Origin of the sequence: Nitrospira sp. (genome assembly GCA_015709715.1) — a bacterium.
Classification (GTDB): domain Bacteria; phylum Nitrospirota; class Nitrospiria; order Nitrospirales; family Nitrospiraceae; genus Nitrospira_A.
The window spans coordinates 3,427,272-3,445,543 of sequence record CP054184.1; the positions used below are offsets into that span (position 1 = coordinate 3,427,272).

Consider the following 18,272-nt stretch of genomic DNA (forward strand, 5'->3'; position numbering starts at 1 on the left):
TGCCTTCGAGTCAAGTCCCGAGAACGTGCGTGCCGAGAGGCGACCCCTCGTCGGCAAGTCGCGTCCGTTCTAGACCTTGATCTTGATGTGCTCACCCTTGAGCCACTTGATCATGAACTCGTTTTCCTGCCCTGGGGTGAAGCCGGTGCGCACCGGTTCCCATGGTCCACGGGCGCCGATACCGCCGTCTTCCGCCTTGGTGATGCGGATCAAGCATTCCTTCGGCACCGTGTTAATACCGTGGTGATCGATGGCATAGCCCCACTTGAACTTCCAGGCAATCGTGTGTTTGCCCGGAAGTGAGTCGGTTTGGTGCATCGGCATCAACCAGTTCCGGGTAAAGGACTGTTGGGCCCCGTACCGGAAGTTGGACTGATAGCCGGTGTCCACCGCGATGGCGCGCCCGTCCGGCCGCGTCTCGTGGCCCTTCACCGATTTCGCCGTCGAGACGTACGGTGCGTGCTTAGCCATCGTGACATGGTAAGGATAGGCAGGGTTGTACTTCGCCCGGATCATCAAGCGGGCGACCTTGTAGAACGGATCCGACGGTTTCCAGCCGCGATAGGGCCGGTCCACCGGGTTGCCGTCGACAAAGACGTAGTCGCCGTCGTTGATGCCGCGGTCTTTCGCCGCCTGCGGGTTGATGTGCAACTGATGCTCGCCGACACCCGGCGTCCGCTTGTCCATGCGGTAGGGATCGCCGAAGTTCGACTCGTAAATCTGCACCCAGTCGTTCACCGACCATTGGCTGTGCACCCGGTGCCGGGTCTTGGGCGTGACGCAGTAGAACTGGTAGCCCTTCTCCCACAACGGGTTCGGATGCCGCTTGATCTCCGCCCACGGCAACTTGATGTTGCGCACATGCTTGTCATCATGGTGCTGTGCCGTGATAGGAATACCGTAGTCATCCGGCCGAATGAACGGGTTGTTCGAGAAAATTGCGTTCGGCAGGTACGGCGTACACTCCGGGCCTTCCCGGTGCACGATGAAGTTTTCCCCGTACTCGATCGCTTCCGGCTCGGTCCGGTAGGTCTCGATTCGGCCTGTCCGCGTCCACTGGGGTTTGGACTCGTTAGTCTCTTCCCAGAGCGGATGCCGCGGATAGGTACGACCCATGACCATCCAGCCCTTTTCCGACTTCAACATGACGTCTGCGCTGTAGCCATAGCAGGTCGCGCTGGCGTCCAGCATGCGCTGCGGATACACGTCGACACGGTTCATGTATACGAAGTGGAAGACGCCGCGGAAGCGCGCATCGCCGGTCATCTCGGCCAACTTGGCCGCGACGCCTGCGAAGGTGTCCGCATCGTTCCGGGTGTCGTACAGCGGACGGATGCCGCCCTTCCAGATCTGCAACCACGGATTCGACACCGTGGCGGTCATTTCCGGATAGGTGAATTCCATCCACGAGTTACATGCAAACGCCACGTCGGCATGGTTGACGTCGGACGTCATCTCGATGTCTTGCGTGACGATCATCTCGATGTTCGGGTCGACGTTCTTCACCATGTCATAGTGGTGTTTGGCATTGTTGAGGATGTTCACGTTGGTGACCCAACGCACCTTGCTGGGGCTTGGCATGTGAGTCTTGCCGGTGAACACCTTGCGCCCATACTTCGGCGTGTTGACGATCAAGGCCGTATCACCATGGTTCCAGTATCCGACTTCTTCACCATAGTAGTACGACTTGGTCTTGATCTCTTTGCCGTGGGCATTCGGATCCAAGGTCAGATTGAAGGGATCTTCGCCGGTGTGCACCGCGAGACCCGCGCCTGACCAGGGTACAGCGTTCCAGACACCGGCCTTGTAGTTACCCGACCAGGTGTGGCACCCGGTGCCGAACTTGCCGATGTTGCCGGTGATGGTCATGATAAACGCGGCCGCACGACCCATTTCCGTCATGTGGAAGTAGTGACAGACGCCTTCCCCGTTGTGCATCGAGGCCGGCTTGATCGTGCCCGAATCCCGTGCCCAACGGACGATGAGGTCCTTCGGCGCGCGGGTGATCTGATGCACCGTGTCCAGGTCGTAATCCTGGAGGTGCACCTGATACATCTGATAGATCGGCATGACGTCGATCTCGCGGCCATTGCTCAGCTTCACGCGGTAGGTTCCGGTCAAAGCGGGATCAATGCCGCTCTCCTTGAAGTGGTAGCCGACCTGTTCGCGGTGCAAAGGCACGGCCTTGCCCTTGGCTAGGTCCCACACCATCATGCCGCCGAGCCGTTCAACCTGCTCGGGCTTCAAGGATTGAATGCGTCCCGAATAGCTCTTCGAGAAATCCGGGAACTTGTAGTCTGCAACCACGTCGCGCGGATCGAGGAACTGAAGCGTATCGGTCCGAATGAGCAACGGCAGGTCGGTGAACTCCTTGATGTAATCGATATCCTGCAAATTTTCATCGAAGATGATCTTTGCAGCGCCAAGGAAGTTCGCGCCGTCAGTTTCCGGCCGGAGAGGAATCCAGTAATCGGCGCGGTAGGCCGTTGGATTGTATTCCGGCGTAATGACCACGATGCGGGCGCCGCGCTCGATCGACTCGAGCTTCCAGTGCGCTTCCGGCATCTTGTTCTCGACGAAGTTCTTGCCCCAGCTGGTGTTCAGCTTGGAGAAGCGCATGTCGGAGAGGTCGACGTCGCAGTTCTGCGTGCCGTTCCAGAACGGATGGGACGGGTCCTGGTCGCCGTGCCAGGTGTAGTTGGAGTAGTACTTTCCACCCTGGGCCTTGTCTGGATCGACCTTGCGAATCCAGGTGTCCAGCAATGGCAAACATCCACCGTTGAAGCGGGTGTTCATCATCTTGCCGACGATGCCGAGCACCGGCATGCCCGCGCGGTGCTTGAAGCAGCGCACGCCCGCGCCCTTCATCATTTCGATCATTTCCGGCGCATACCCCTGCTCGCGCAGGCGGCGGGCTCCGGCTTCACCGCTGTAGCGGGTCGCGATCACGATGGCTGCTTTCGCAACGTAGGTGAACGCGGTATCCCACGAGACGCGGTTGAGGTCGTCCAGGAAACGGCTGTCAAATTTATACTTCCGCTTCACATCGGGGGTCAGCTCCGGAGAGCCATCGTCCATCCACTGCTTCCAACCCTTCCGCATCAACGGGCCCTTCAAACGATAGGGACCATAGACGCGGCGGTGGAACGTGAAGCCCTTCAAGCACATGCGCGGGTTGTGTGCGAACGTCCCGCGGTTGCCGTAGAGGTCTTCATAGGTCTGGTGGTCATAGTTCTGCTCCACGCGCATCACGACGCCGTTCCGGACGAAGGCCCGGACCCGGCAACCGTGGGTGTCGTTCGGAGAACAGCACCACGTAAAGGACGAGTCATACCGATACTGATCGTGATAGACGCGCTCCCACGACCGGTCGGGGTACTCGCCCAGCGGGTTTCCCACCTCGATGACCGGTTGCAACGCGGTCAACGCGAGGACTTTATCCGCCACGGCCACGGCCGCAACGGTTCCCGCCGAGATTTTGAGAAACTGTCTCCGTGAAACGGAAACCTGCATAGTAGCTACCTCCTTGTGAGATACATGATCCTCTCATGTATCTGTTCGTACAAACTCACTGCCCAGGCTCAGAATGCAATGTGTCTCGTTCCACCCCCCTTCCAGCGTGTCGAATTGGAAACGTCAGTCGATTCGCAATTCGGTTTTAGCGAGCGGACATTCGCTCGCAAGGGAGAGGTATTACAATTCGTGTGCCGAGAGGCTAGAGAGAGCTGTTCTGGTTGAGCGGTATAAATATAATTAAATCAATAGCTTGTATGATTTGTTTGAGGTGGGATGGAGAGGGAAATGAACCGATATGTTTCGTGAGTCAGGAAATGCTGACTGCAAGGTGATTCGTTTGTGTAAGTGATTGAAAAGTAAGTATAAAGTTGTGTCTGTAAAAGCTGACCATGAAGCAGTTTTGAGCAAATGCTTCCAAATACAATGCTTTATGTAATCAATGGTCCTCTGACTGTCAGTCATGACTGACAGTCAGAGCTTTTCGTCTTTGACGTAGCGGCGCATGATTTCGTGGAAATAAGAGCGGGGAAGGCCGGCATCCTGGGCGGCATGGGTGACATTGCCGCGATGGATGGTGAGTTTGTTGGAAATGTATCGACGGTTGAAGGCCTCTAGGATCTGCTCCTTTGCCTTGGCATAGGGGAGGTGGAGATAATCTTCATCGCCGGATTCTTGCTGACGGTCTGACACGGACAGCATGCCTGCCACATCGTTTAGGCCGATGCGCGTACCCTTTGCCAACATGACGGCTCGTTCCATCACGTTGCGGAGTTCCCGTACATTGCCCGGCCAAGGATAGGCCACCAGCTCTGTAACAGCTGATGGATGTAAGTCTTCGACATGCTTGGTGAATTCCTTGGCGTACCGCGTGATGAAGTGCCGTGCCAGGACCGGGATATCTTCCGTCCGTTCACGAAGCGGGGGGACCCGGATGACCATGACATTAAGGCGGAAAAACAGATCCTTCCGAAACTCGTTGCGTTTGACCTTTTCCGCAAGGTCTTGGTTGGTTGCGGCGATAAATCGCACGTTCACTTTTCGTTGCTGTGTGCTGCCGACAGCACGGACCTCCCCCTCCTCTAGAACCCGCAAGAGCTTCGCCTGTAAGTTCGCCGGGAGGTCGCCGATTTCATCGAGGAAGACCGTGCCATGTCGTCCGGACTCAATGAGGCCGGTCTTGTCGGCCACGGCGCCGGTGAAGGCTCCCCGGACATGTCCGAACAATTCACTCTCCACCGTGCCCTCGGAAAAGGTCGTGCAGTCGACGACTTGGAACGGGCCGTCACACTCAAGACTTCGCTCGTGAATTGCTTTCGCAATGAGTTCTTTTCCAGTGCCCGTTTCCCCGATGATCAAGGTAGTGGAAGGGACCTTTGCGACGGCATCGATCATGGCCATTACGTTGCGGATCGGCGCGCTCACCCCGACAAGGTTTTTGAAGGGAAGGTGGGAGGGCGGCGCGTCCTCCGCGGAAGTCTGTGAAAGGATTTCCGACATCCGCATCGCCCGGTGGATGCGGGTCGCGAGGTCCATCGTCTCAAAGGGTTTGACGATGTAGTCGAAGGCCCCGTGCCGCATAGCATCGATGACCGTTTCGATGGCATGGACCCAACTCACCATGAGGACGGGAATGCGCCGCTGCATGTCTTGGACGCGTTGCAGGAGTTCGATCCCGCTCATTCCCGGCAGGCGAACGTCGGCAATGATGAGGTCGATAGACTGTATTCGGAGCCGCTCCAACGCGCCTTCTGCAGTCGCATTGATCACCAACTCTACCTGCTCGTCCTCGTGGCGGGGGAGTTCGTGTTCGACGGCGCGTAGGAACATGTCCACGTCCTCGGCATTATCCTCGACCAGCAGGATCGTGAAGTTTTTCTGTTTGCTGCCGGACATGGGCGGAATGATGAGTAGTTCGGAATCGATGCGGTCGTCGTACGGACCGTCCGTTCGCATTGTGGCATGAAGAGCGGGTCGATGCCAACCGAAGGCAGGGGAAGGGGGTTATGAGCTGCCTTTCAGACCAATAATACCGAGCACGATACAGACCAGTGAGATGATCTTCACGGTGGAGGTGGATTCTGCGAAGAGGACTATGCCCAGCAAGGCGGTCCCCGAGGCACCGATGCCCGTCCAGACAGCATAGCCGGTCCCTACCGGGATGCTCTTGAGGGCTTGTGCGAGACATATGAAACTCGCCGCCATCGCCACGAGCGTGCCAACCGAGGGCCACAGTCGCGTGAAGCCATCGGTGTATTTCAAACCGATAGCCCAACAAATTTCGAGTAGTCCTGCGATGATCAGATAGGTCCAAGCCATAGTCAAGTTCTCCGACACTCCCTGGCGTGGAATTCGAAGGGAGAAGGGCCATCGCGCGCGATGCGCTCAGCTATGCGAAGGAGCCGCCCCGGATGCATCCTATCAGGAGTGTATGTCGATTGAATCCCCGGTATTTCACTAGGTACGAAACCGCTGGACCGACACTCACGGGCAGGGGAGCGTGGAAAAACCGTTTCGTCGTTGGCCATGAGAGATTCCTTAGGAATGGGGAGCTTGAGGAGCGATTGATTGGTCCTGGTTGAACCACCTATACAGTACCGGCAGGACGACCAACGTCAGAAGCGTGGAACTGACCAAACCTCCGATGACGACCACAGCAAGGGGACGCTGTACCTCCGATCCAATCCCATGGGCAAATGCCAGCGGGATCAGGCCGAGTAGGGCGACTAAGGCAGTCATAAGGACCGGTCGGAGACGGAGCGTGCAACCTTTGATCACGGCCTCGTCGCACTGAAGGCCGTCTTCGCGCAATTTGTTGAAGTAAGAGACCAGCACGATGCCGTTGAGCACCGCGACACCGAACAGGTTGATAAAGCCTACCGAGGCGGGTACGCTCAAATACTCTCCCGTTAACCATAAAGCGATGATGCCGCCGATCATGGCGAATGGCAGATTCATGATGATCAGTGCTGCGTGGCGGACGGAGTTGAACGAAGCGAACAATAGGATGAAGATCAGGCCGATCGTAATCGGCAGGATGATTTTCAGTCGTGCCATCGCGCGCTGCATGTTTTCAAAGGAGCCACCCCAGACAAAGTGATAACCGGACGGAAGATGGATCTGCTTTGCAATTTTGGCTTGGGCTTCCGCGACGACGCTTTCGATGTCTCGTCCGAGAGTGTTGAAGCCGACATAGATCCGGCGCTGCAACCCCTCGCGGCTGATCAATGACGGGCCTTCCCGCAGTTCCACTGTCGCAAGGTCGCCGAGAGGAATCAGTGCGCCGTTGGCTGTGGTCAGAAGGATGTTCCGAATGGTTTCGACGCTGTTGCGATATTTCTCCGGATATCGGAACGTCAGATCGAATCGCTTGTTGCCTTCATAGACGGTGGTTGCCGCTTCTTGGCCGATCGCCGTCGTAATGATCTCTTGAATATGTGCCACGTTGATGCCATATCGGGAAATCTTGCCACGGTCGATGTCGATGGTCAGGTACGTCTGACCGAAGAGCTGCTCCACCCGCACATCACCTACCCCCTTGACGGAAGTCATGATGGCTTGAACCTTTTCCGCCGTGGCTCGTAACACCTCCAAATCGTCTCCCAAAATTTTGATGGTCGCCTCGGAACGGACCCCGGACAGCAGTTCATCCACGCGCTGTTGGATCGGCTGGCTCAGCAGGAAGTTGGCGCCCGGCACCTTTTCGATACGTTTACGGACGGCATCGTCGAGTCCGGCTTTGGTTTTGGCGGTGGTCCATTGGTCCATCGGATGCAGACTCACGACCGGGTCGCTGGCATTCGGCTCCTGAGGATCGTTTCCCATCTCCGAGCGGCCGATTTTTGACACCACCATGCGTACTTCGGGAAACTCCAGCACGGCCCGCTGCATTTCCTTTTCAATTTCGATCGATTTGTCTAATGCAATGCTGGGATAACGAATGGTTTGGGGCGAAATGGCCGCTTCATTGAGAATAGGGATGAATTCACCTCCAAGAAAGGGGAACAGCGCCAGGCTGGATCCCAGGAGACCCAGCGCGAGCGCCAGCACTGTGATGCGATGTCCCATGGCCCACTGCAATGTCGGGAGGTAGACCCGTTTGGCCCAGCGGAGCAGAAAGGTATCCTCTTCGGTTCCGCGTTTCAGGGCGAGCGCACAAAGGACGGGCGAGAGGGTGAGGGACAGAACTAGGGACACCACCAGCGCGATGATGATCGTGTTGGCCAGCGGTTGAAACATTTTCCCTTCCATGCCCTGTAGCGTCAGAATGGGCAGAAAGACGAGGATGATGATCAGGATGCCGAAGATCACGGGTTGGCCGACTTCCGCGACGGCATGGAGGATGACCTCGGTCTTGTTGTAATGATCATCGCGTTGCTCGGCTAAGTGCCGATAGACGTTTTCCACCACGACGACCGAGCCGTCGACCATCATGCCGATCGCGATAACCAGCCCGCCGAGCGACATCAGATTGGCCGTCAACCCGACTTGATCCATGACGATGAAGGTGACCAGCGGCGTCACGATTAAGGTGGCGGTCACGATGAGCGCGCTTCGCACGTTTCCGAGGAACAGGAAGAGGATCACGACGACCAGCACGATACCTTCGAGCAGGGCCTTATAGACGGTGGCGAGCGCCGCAGTAATCAGCTCGATCCGGTCGTAAAAGGGCACGATGCGTAACCCGTCGGGCAGCATGCGCTTTTCATGGATCTCGTCGATCTTGTCCTTGATGGATTGGACGACGTCCCGGGCATTGCCGCCGCGCAACATGAGGACAATGCCGGTGACCACTTCGTGCTTGCCGTTGATCACGGCGGCGCCGTGTCGGACGGCGTGCCCGATCCGCACCTCCGCCACATCCCGGACGTACACCGGCGTGCCGCCCACTTCCTTGACGACGATGTGTTCGATGTCCTCCAGCTTTTTGATCAAGCCGACGCCGCGAATCACATATTTTTCGTCGTCTTTCTCCAGGATGTTCCCGCCGGCATTGGCGTTGTTCTTCGCCACGGCATCAAAGACATCGTGCAACGCCAGACCATATTTTCGAAGCAAGCCTGGCTCGACCATCACCTGATACTGCTTGACGAATCCTCCCAGCGAGTTGACGTCCACCACATCGGGCAGCCCTTTCAACAGCGGCCTGATCACCCAGTCCTCCAGCGTCCGCCGTTCCATCAAGTCCGTCTCGGTCATGACGAAGCCGGGGTCGTTGTCGTGCGGCCCTTCCAGGTAGAATTGATAGACCTCGCCCAGCCCGGTCGTATTCGGCACCAATTGTGACGTGGTGCCCGGCGGCAGGGAGCTTTGGACTTCGAGTATCCGTTCGAGCACCACCTGTCGAGCCAAATAGATGTCGATGTCGTCCTTGAAGACGACGGTTATCATCGACAGGCCGACTTTCGAGAATGAGCGGATGTCGGTGAGGCCGGGGGCGCCCATCAACTGCAGTTCCATGGGGAAGGTCACGAACCGTTCCACCTCGGCCGGAGACAGCCCGGGTACCTTGGTCACTACTTGGACGAGCACCGTGGTGACATCGGGGAAGGCGTCGATGGCGATCGTGCGGAAGGCGTAGATGCCGCCGGCGGTGAGGATGCACGCCAGCACCACGACCAGGACACGTTGGCGGAGAGCAAAGGCCAGGAAGGAGGATAACATCAGGCTAGATTTGTTCCCCGAGCAATTCGGACTTCAGGACGAATGCACCGTTCGTGACAATCGTCTCGCCTTCCAGCAGACCGTCCTGGACCTTGACGTCCTGGCCGTTCGAACTGCCCAGCTTCACGTCGCGGGCTTCGAAGACGGTCGGTTCACGCTGGACGAAGACAAACTGTCGATCTCGGTCTCGTTGAACGGCGGCCTCGGGGATGAGCAAGACATTCGGTTCCGGCTCGGAATAGACGCGCACCGTGGCATACATGGCGGGTTTGAGTTTGCGCTCGGGATTCGGAAGTTCTAATCTCAAACGCATGGTCCTGGTTGCAGGATCGAGCACGTCGCCCACATACGTAATGCGCCCCTTGAACACCTGTCCGGGATAGGCGGCCACCAGAACCTCTACGGATTGTTCGCTCCCTGTTTGGTCGGGGCGAATGTAGGGAATGTCCTTCTCGGGAATAACGGCGGTGACCCAGACATCGGACAGATCCGCGACCACGAACAGCTTTTCCGCCGTCTCGACGACTTCTCCCTTGGTCAAGTTACGGGCGATCACCCGGCCATCGAACGGTGCCACCACCGGCACATGCGAACGAATCGTATGGTTGCGATCCAAATTACGTAAATCGTCGTCGGTGAGCCCAAGGAGCAGGAGACGGTCCCGGGCTTCTCGCAGCTCGGCCCTCAGGCTGAGCATTTCCCCCTCACGTCGCTGCAATTCGGCTAAGCCGATCACTTTCTCCTTCAGGAGCAATTCCGCTCGGCGGAATGCGCGGTCGGCCACATTGAGTTTCGCCGTGGCTTTTAAGTAGGCGGATTGAGCCATACCCAGTTCGCTGCTGTAGAGCAGGGCCAGCAAGTTGCCCCCTTTCACTTCCCTGCCAAGGTCGGCGTAGACGTCAATCACTCGACCGCGAACCAATGTCGTGATTTCCGCCAAGGCATGTTCGTTGGGCTCGATGGTGCCTGGAAAATCACGGGTGGTGCGGAACTCAGCCCGCCTGACCGGCTGTACGAGAATGCCGGAGGTCTGGATTTCATCGGCGGTCAGGCGCACCACGCTTTTGTCGACGACGGGCGTGGGGGCGTTGGCGCCGGTTGCGTTTGAGGGCGGACCGTCGCATCCCGCGGAGAGACAAGCGAAGGTGGCGCCTAGGAGTGCCGTGAGAGCAGACATCCGAAGGCGACTCAGTCGGGCCGGTTGAAATCGCGGAATGATCGGGCAGGGCTGCAGCATTAGAGTGGGCCTCCAACGGCACGTTCCAGGAGCGCCAATGCGACCGAGAGATCAAATTGGGCCTGTGCATAGTCTAACAGAATCTGGCGTTGCACACGTTGCGCGTCCAGCACTTCGATCAGGCTGGAGGCGCCTTGTTGAAAACTGAACTTCGCGATCCGTAGCGCTTCATCCGCCTGTTTGAGCATGCCCTTTTCATAGACCTCGATCATGTCGGCCGTGGTCTTGGCATCTTGAAAGTGCTGATTGACGTTGCGGATCAATTCATTCCGTGCGCGTAGAAATTCGGCTTCCCCTTTGCGTTTGCTTCCGAAGGCCGAGATGATTTCGCCCTGCCGTCGATCCCACACAGGGGTGGGAAAGGAGACGCCGCCGGTAAAGGCTTCTCGGCCGACTTCCCGCCAGTAGCTGCCGCCGATGGTGATATTCGGCACCCGCGCCTGGCGTTCGAATTCTAGGCTATGATCGGCCTGCTCCACGAATTTTGCCAGGCGTGTGATAGTCGGATGCTCCGTCACGGCCCGCTGAGTCAGAATGTCGATGCCGAAGCTTGGGCCCAGGCGATGCAGTTGTCCCTCGATAGCGTAGGCAGAGCCCAGGGAACCGGCCGTCAGGGTGTCGAGCATGACCCGGTTGACGCGCACACGGTTCGCGGCTCTGGTCACCAGCTGGTTAGCTTTGAGCACCTCGACTCCAGAACGGATGGCCTCGAATTGCGGACTTTCTCCCAGCCGTACCCTGGTTCGCACTGCCTTGTCCACGTCTTCCACGGTCGCCAGGTTTTGTTGCGCGAGAATCAGTGTGCGCTGAGCGAGCAGGAGGTCATAAAAGGCCACCTTGACGTCGGCGATTAGATTCAAGCGGGTCTCCGCCAAGCCGGCCGAGGCGCTGGCCACTCCGGCCTCGGTCGCACGTTGTCGGGCCGCCCGCTTCGACGGCCATTCGATTGGTTGACCGACGGAGAGATTGAATTCCGTCACGGTTTCTCGGACAGCCGGGTCAAACAACCCGAGGTCTCGCATCCGGCCCCTGCCGCTGTTCGCGCTGATGGATGGATTGGGATAGGTATAGGCTGCTACCTCATGCCCTCGGCTCTGCTCAATCGTGCTCTCCGCGCTGGCTACGGTCGGATTCTTGGCGAGGGCCAGACTGAGTACGGACTCCAGCGAATACAGGGGCTCAGACGGCCCCGATGGGGTTGCAGCGGCCGGTGGCATAGCCGTCGGGGGCGCAGCCAATGCCGGCAGCGGGTGCAACGACAAGCCCGCGTGGAGTACGATCGAGAGGAGTCCTGCGGCGGGGAGAGCCCGGATCGGGGACACTCTGATCCTCCCAGAGCCGCACACTCCAGTCGACTGGTTCGATATCAGGACGGACTCTGATTGGTTTGTCTGGGTCATGGTTGCCTTTCCTCCCTGCAGCCGAGGCGGAGTGATCCCGGGGAACGGTGTGTCACTCGCATCTCAGCGCTATTCCAGCAACCTATCATCTTCACCGATCCAAGTCGATCGCTCGACATTTCTAGTGGTGGCCACGGCAACATCTCTACAGGCGCCAGATGAGAATATTCGGCGAACGAACAGGCTGGGTGGTGTGAGGAGGGATTCCCCTGACCCGCGGCCTTGCGGGTCCAGCCCTGCACGACTCGGTGGTACTGACCTGGCGATGGGATCATCTCGAGGCGCCCGAGCGGTGCGGTGATCCGCGCCAGGGATACCGTCGGTGACGAGGGTGCTGCCGAGACCGTATGATTCCGCGTCTCAGACGGGTGGAGATTGAGCCTAACCCAGCCGAAGCAACGGTTTCCTGGCCCGAGTGTGATGCATGCGGGGTTGGGGACGCAGGACTTGATGTCGCGCGATCACGGTGTCCACGATGGCGCCGCAGACGATACATCGCCAACCGGAAAAACTGACCGGATTCGTATCGGCCTGGAAATCGACGAACGTCTCCTGGACCATGAGGCTGTGGCACCGTGGGCATCCGGTTTCGACCCACGATTTTAGGGGAGAGGCAATCGAGTGCTTGCTCACGATCGCAGATCCTGCGTGAGTTGGCCATAAAACCGTTGGCACTGCGGGCAGTACCCTTCGGAAAACGTACGTGCATGTGGCGTCTCATGGTATTTCTGCAAGAACGCCGGAAGATCGGCCCACACGGCGGGCGAGCACCCATCTACTCCGTTGTCCTGCACGCGCCAGCAGAACTGGCATTGCATGGCTTCGGGATCCATCGCCCAGGCCTCCTTCGACGAGATGGGGACAGAATCACGGGCACACATGATATTGAGTGCGACGACTGTCGCGTACAGTAGCGAAGGCGGGGCGCGCCTGACAACTAGGCGACCTCCTAGGTCACCGGGGAAAAATTGCCGGGGGCCGGTAAGGCGAATGGGCTAGGTCGATGTCAGGCCGTGCGACAGCGCATATTTCGTCAACTCGGCCGTGGTGTGCAGGTTGAGGTGAAACATGATTTGGGCTTTATGGAACTCGACGGTCTTGGGCGAGATATTCAGGAGCGCGGCGATCTCTTTGATGGTACGGCCTTCCGCCACGAGCTGCAGCACCTCACGCTGGCGCGGCGTCAGGTCCTGGCGCTGGGAAAACAAATTCTCATGGCCCTCGGAGAGAGAGGCCACGAGATCCTTGGTCAGCAGGGAGGTCACGAAATACTGCCCTTTCAGAACGGAATCGATGGCATGGTCCAATTCGCGGGCGGCTGAACGTTTGAGGAGATAGGCCGCCGCTCCGGCCTTGAAGGCTTCGCTCACATAGGCAGGATCGGCGTGCATGGTGACAAAAACGAGTTTGACGTCGGGCAAGACCTTCTTCACCTGGCGCGCGGCGTCGATGCCGTTCAGCAGCGGCATGGAGATGTCCAGCAGGATCAAATCCGGCTGCAACCGCACGGCCGCCTCTAGCAGCGAGCGCCCATCTTCCACTGTGCCCACGACCTGGCAGCGCTGCTCCACGATGCGCCGGAATCCTTCCAGGACGAGTGTATGGTCGTCCGCAAGCAACACCCGAGGCGTGGTCATGCCGGAACCTCCGCGTGGGGAACCCGAATGCGCAGGCATGTGCCCTCTCGGGGGGCCGAGTCGATGGTGACCGTACCCTGAACCAGGCGGACCCGTTCCGCCATACTGACGAGGCCGAGGCCGCGGTGGCTGTCGGTGACACCGTGGAGGTCGAAACCGATTCCGTTGTCCTGCACCGTCAAGGTCACGGCATCGGTCTCATGGGACAATGTGACCACTACTTCCGTCGCGCGCGCATGTTTCATGACATTGGCTAAACACTCCTGGGCGATGCGATAGAGGCAGGTTGACACCTCCTGCGGTAGGGGCCGCACAGCCTGTTGCCCTTCAAACCGACCGTGAAGATTCGAGCGGGCCGCGCAGTCATCGACCAGGCGTTGCAAGGCCACGGTGAGGCCCAAGTCGTCGAGAATGGACGGATGAAATTGGTAGGCCAGGTGCCGGACGTCGTCCGACAGTTCGGTCAACCGGTCCTGGATCGAACGCAGCTCCTTGCCGCACCGCTCCGCGCCGGGGGGAAGATTGGCGTCCAATGATTCGACTTGGACCACCAGCATGGCCAAGCGTTGGTTGATGTCGTCGTGAAGGTCCCGAGAGATGCGCCGGCGTTCCTCCTCCTGAGCCGTAAGCAGGCGGGCGGCCAAATCCTGGAGTTCCTGCCGGCTGCCGGCGAGTGCCTGTTCGCTCGCGCGGAGCGATTCCTCGGTCGCCACATGCTCCGAAATTTCGTTGAGCAGCGACCGGTTCGCATCGGCCAATTCCTTGGTGCGGGCGGCGACGCGTTCCTCCAGCTCGTCCTTGGCCTGGCGCAAACGAATTTCCGCCTCGTGCCGTTGTCGCAGTAACACGGCGGACATCCAGACGATCACCAGGCTGAGACTGCGGTTGACCACGCCGACCCAGAGCGGAATGCTGTCGAGGTACGGACCGAATCCTGCTCCGACAATCAGGAGCAGAGTGGAGAGGAAGGCCGTCAGCATCGGCAGGCGAGGGTTCGATGACGCTGACGCCAACAACACCAGCCCGGCGTAGAGGACGCCGTTGGCGACGCCCAGCGGCATGAAAAGATCGAGGGCAAACAGACCGACGCTCAGCAGCACGAGTGTCGGCAGGATCCACCGATTGTGATGGTCGGTCATCATGGCACAGCCCTATCGTACCATTATCCGTGCTCCCTGGGCGCTGTTCAACCCATGAATCGCTCGGCAGGTCAACGGCTCGGTTATTCGTGCTCCATCTGCTTTTTCAGACGCCGGTCCAAGGCGAAGCGGGTCAGGCCCAGGTGTTTGGCGGCCAAGGTCTTGTTGTGATCCGAGAGCCGCACAACCTCATCGATGAGGGCCGATTCGATATCCGCCAGAGTCTGTTGGCCGAGCACCATTTCGATGCGTAGCGAGGGCTGTGAGCCGGCCGACTTGGCCACCGCGATGTGCGGCGCCTGGTCGTGGAGTTCGCGCGGGAGGCAGCCGGCGGTGAGCGTCTTATCATGGCAGAGGATCATCGCCCGTTCGATGATGTTCTGCAGCTCGCGAATGTTGCCCGGGTAGTTATAACGCTGGAGCAGTTCCTGGGCGTCGGGCTCGATGTCGAGCACCTCCTTGCCGAACTCCTTGCCGAACCGCAGGACCGCCTGCATGCAGAGCGGCAGGATGTCTTCCGTGCGCACGCGGAGCGGCGGCAACTCGAAGGTCACCACGTTCAGGCGGAAGTAGAGGTCTTCGCGAAAGGTGCCCCGCGCGGCTTCCTTCTTGAGGTCGCGGTTGGTGGCGGTCATCAATCGGAAGTCGACCGACAAGTCTTCCGTGCCTCCCAAGCGGCGGAACGTGCGCTCCTGCAGGACGCGCAGCAGTTTGGCTTGCATGGCTTGGTCCAGATCACCGATTTCGTCGAGGAACAGGGTCCCGCCTTCGGCCTTTTCCAGCAGCCCGCGTTTTCGCTGGTGGGCGCCGGTGAAGGCGCCGCGTTCGTAACCGAACAGCTCGCTTTCAAACAGTTCCTTGGGAATGGCGGTGCAGTTCACCGCGACGAAGGGGCCTGTGGCGCGGGGGCCGTTACAGTGGATGACGCGGGCCAGGAATTCCTTACCGGAGCCCGTTTCCCCTTGGAGCAGCACGGTCGATTTGGCGTTTTGCGCCACGTCGCGCACCTGGCCGAGCAGGAGTTGCATGGCCGGGCTGCGCGCATCGATGTTGGAGAGGGCGTAGGGGCTGTTCTGGTCCTCCATGGAAAATTCCACCCGATGGCGCAAGGCGAGGAATTCGAGGGCGCGATCGATGACCGGGTCCAGGCCTGAAAGGTCGACCGACTTGATGAGAAAATCATAGGCGCCGAGTCGCATCGCCTCGACCGCGTCTTCCACAGTGCCGTAGGCGGTCAACATCACGACCAAAGTCTGTGGAGCGATAGGGCGAATTTGCCGGAGTGTTTCCAGTCCGCCCATGCCGGGCATTTTCAAATCCAGGAGGATGAGATCGGGCAAATGTTGGGTGACCGCCCTCACCAAGTCTTCACCCGATTCGAATCCCGCCACCGCGTGTTGGCGCCGCGAGAGGCGCTTGACGATGGCGGTGCGTATGGCTGGTTCGTCATCCGTGACGTAGATCGTGGCCCGCATGGTACTCCTCTCCCTGCATCCGTTGCAGTTGCAGTTGTTGTCGTAGGGGACACCAGACGCGCACGGTAGTCCCGACCCCGAGGTCACTCTCCAGTGCCAAGTCGCCCCCGTGGGCATCGAGGATATTGCGGCAGATGGCGAGCCCCAACCCCGTTCCTCGAGGTTTGCCGCTCGTGAAGAAGGGTTCGAACACATGCGGCAGGTGGGCGGGGCTGATCCCCTGGCCGCGATCCGTCACCGTGACTTCTACCCCCGCCTCCGTTCTTCGAGTCTGTAAGCCTAGGGCCAAGCTGATGGTGCCTCCCGGCGGCGTGGCCTCGATGGCGTTTTGAATCACGTTGAGCAGTACCTGCTTGAGCTGATCCCGATCGGCTTGAATGGGGTACGGCGCGGACGGCGCAGCAACCTTGGCCGTGACCTTCCGGCTGCTTAGGGGTTCATCCAGCACCTTGATGACCTCTTGCACCAACTGGGCCATGTCGAACGGCAACGCGACGATTTCGCGCGGACGCGCATAGTCGATGATCTGGTTGACGATGCGATCCAACCGCTTGGTTTCCTGCAAAATGACTTCCAGGTCGGGACGACGGGGGTCCTGCGGTTCGGTATCGTCGAGGAGGAGCATAGTGGTGGAGCCGATCCCGACGAGCGGGTTTCGGATCTCATGGGCGATGCCGGCCGCCACCTGACCGAGCGTCGCCAACCGTTCCGCCCGGCTCAGCCTGGTCTGCATGAGGTCGAGCGCGGTGATGTCCACATTGAAGCCTTGGTACATCACCACCTGGCCTGTCGCGTCGCGGATCGGAATGCGCCGGCTCAAGACCTTTCGAACCGTACCGTCCGCATGGAGGAACCGAAAGACCGTTTCGTACGACCGGCCCTCGTTGACCGCTTGCGCGAATTCCGCGATGACACGGTCCCGGTCGTCGGGGTGAATCGCACGCCGCACGGCATCGGGATCCTTTTCTTCGCTCGGGTCGAGGCCAGCCAAGACGCTGTTGTACCGGTTGCTGAACACGAGCGTCATGCCGCGGGTGGTGAAGATGCCGAACGGGGCATGGTCTACGATGCTGCGGTACTTGGCTTCGGAGGCGACCAAGTCCTGGTTGAGCTGGCGCAAGTCGGCTTCCGACTGCTCCACCGTCGCCACGTGCGATTGAATGGCTGTGCTCATGGCATGGATCACGCGGGAGAGGTTGCCGATTTCATCGGTCCTGGTCATGAGGGGTACCTGGGGAACGAGGTTCGCTTCCGACGGCACCACGGCCTTGGCCAGCCGCTTGAGCGGGGTGGTGATCGAGCGGGCGATCAGGTGCAGGCTTCCGACCATGCAGATCAGCGCGAACAGGCCGCCGCCGAGAATGGTCATGAGCATGTCGTCGCGGTCCTGGGCCAATTTCGCCAGACGTTGATTCAAGGCCGCTTGCGCCAGGTGTTCCAGCCGACCCATGTCCTGCCTGATCTTCAGCATCAGCGAGCGGCCCTTACCCTCTTCGATATACAACCGCGCCTCTTCCGTATGCTCCGCCTTCACAGCCTCGATCAAGAGTTCCTTTTCTTCGATGAATTGCTTCACCAGCTGTTGAATGGATGCGATCAAGTCCCGCTGGTCTTCATAGGGGGACACCTGCGCTTCCAGGGTACGCCCCAGGTTCAGCACGTGGTCCTGGGCCGTGCGATAGGGAAACAGATAGTGCTCCTGGCTCGTCAGGACGAACCCGCGAAAGCCCGTTTCCAGATCGACGATGAGCCGCAGATATTCCGATGCCAGGCGTTGCGAATAGTAGATGTCGTTGAGCTGGCCTTCATCGTCGGAGAAGGTCGTGACGCTGCGATAGGTCAAGACGCTCAAGATCAGGATCGTCAGCGCAGGAATGACCAACGCAAGAAACAGCTTGCGGGCGATAGGCAGATTGCTTAGCAGGTCGCTCACGTGACCTCGACGATTCATCGGTATCGTAGTCTTCAGCCCTATCCTTGTGCAACTTCGAGACCCGGCGCCATGGAGAAGAACGCCAAAGTCGCGCGAGGAAATGAGCGCTTTCGCACAATGCGCTCGTGCGATCTCGCCCGTGGAGTCGAGGCTCGATTCCCGATCGATCCGGCTGGCGGACGGTCCGAGCGAGGGCAAAGAAGGGGGCTGCCTGTAGGATTCGACGATGTCGCGACGCAGGAGTCGGACGTCGGCATGGGGCTTGCTCAATCAG

12 protein-coding genes are annotated in these 18,272 nt (G+C 59.3%); all 12 read right to left on the reverse strand.

Annotated elements, in window-relative coordinates; all coding sequences use genetic code 11:
* Nucleotides 1–69: 69 nt before the first annotated feature.
* The 12 genes from HRU82_16420 to HRU82_16475 all read right to left on the reverse strand — a co-directional run bounded on the left by HRU82_16420 (nucleotide 70) and on the right by HRU82_16475 (nucleotide 17,998).
* Nucleotides 70–3,513, reverse strand: coding sequence for a molybdopterin-dependent oxidoreductase (locus HRU82_16420; protein ID QOJ36431.1), 3,444 nt, complete (start codon nucleotides 3,511–3,513; stop codon nucleotides 70–72).
* A gap of 474 nt (nucleotides 3,514–3,987) precedes the next feature.
* The gene (locus HRU82_16425) at nucleotides 3,988–5,469 is read right to left on the reverse strand and encodes a sigma-54-dependent Fis family transcriptional regulator (GenBank protein QOJ36432.1); all 1,482 of its coding nucleotides are present in this window, start codon (nucleotides 5,467–5,469) and stop codon (nucleotides 3,988–3,990) included.
* A gap of 48 nt (nucleotides 5,470–5,517) precedes the next feature.
* On the reverse strand, nucleotides 5,518–5,832 hold the full coding sequence (gene sugE, locus HRU82_16430; protein ID QOJ36433.1) for a quaternary ammonium compound efflux SMR transporter SugE: 315 nt from the start codon (nucleotides 5,830–5,832) through the stop codon (nucleotides 5,518–5,520).
* A 219-nt stretch (nucleotides 5,833–6,051) separates the two neighbouring features.
* Nucleotides 6,052–9,177: an efflux RND transporter permease subunit gene (locus HRU82_16435; protein QOJ36434.1), complete on the reverse strand. Its 3,126-nt coding sequence runs from the start codon at nucleotides 9,175–9,177 to the stop codon at nucleotides 6,052–6,054.
* Between the two features lie 4 nt (nucleotides 9,178–9,181).
* Nucleotides 9,182–10,354, reverse strand: a complete 1,173-nt coding sequence (locus tag HRU82_16440; protein ID QOJ36435.1) for an efflux RND transporter periplasmic adaptor subunit — start codon at nucleotides 10,352–10,354, stop codon at nucleotides 9,182–9,184.
* A gap of 59 nt (nucleotides 10,355–10,413) precedes the next feature.
* A complete protein-coding gene (locus tag HRU82_16445; GenBank protein QOJ36436.1) occupies nucleotides 10,414–11,736 on the reverse strand; it encodes a TolC family protein in 1,323 nt (440 codons plus the stop codon).
* Between the two features lie 459 nt (nucleotides 11,737–12,195).
* Nucleotides 12,196–12,447: a hypothetical protein gene (locus tag HRU82_16450; protein QOJ36437.1), complete on the reverse strand. Its 252-nt coding sequence runs from the start codon at nucleotides 12,445–12,447 to the stop codon at nucleotides 12,196–12,198.
* Nucleotides 12,444–12,647 (reverse strand): hypothetical protein, encoded by a 204-nt coding sequence (locus tag HRU82_16455; protein ID QOJ36438.1) that lies wholly within the window; start codon nucleotides 12,645–12,647, stop codon nucleotides 12,444–12,446. The genes HRU82_16450 and HRU82_16455 overlap by 4 nt, the downstream gene beginning before the upstream one ends.
* A gap of 162 nt (nucleotides 12,648–12,809) precedes the next feature.
* Complete coding sequence (locus HRU82_16460; GenBank protein ID QOJ36439.1) at nucleotides 12,810–13,451, reverse strand: response regulator transcription factor; 642 nt, start codon at nucleotides 13,449–13,451, stop codon at nucleotides 12,810–12,812.
* Entirely contained in the window at nucleotides 13,448–14,593 is a 1,146-nt protein-coding gene (locus tag HRU82_16465; protein QOJ36440.1) for a sensor histidine kinase, read from the reverse strand. The genes HRU82_16460 and HRU82_16465 overlap by 4 nt, the downstream gene beginning before the upstream one ends.
* 80 nt (nucleotides 14,594–14,673) lie before the next feature.
* Nucleotides 14,674–16,065 (reverse strand): sigma-54-dependent Fis family transcriptional regulator, encoded by a 1,392-nt coding sequence (locus tag HRU82_16470; GenBank protein QOJ36441.1) that lies wholly within the window; start codon nucleotides 16,063–16,065, stop codon nucleotides 14,674–14,676.
* Nucleotides 16,037–17,998: a CHASE3 domain-containing protein gene (locus HRU82_16475; protein QOJ36442.1), complete on the reverse strand. Its 1,962-nt coding sequence runs from the start codon at nucleotides 17,996–17,998 to the stop codon at nucleotides 16,037–16,039. Before HRU82_16475 ends, HRU82_16470 begins: the two co-directional genes overlap by 29 nt.
* Nucleotides 17,999–18,272: the final 274 nt, after the last annotated feature.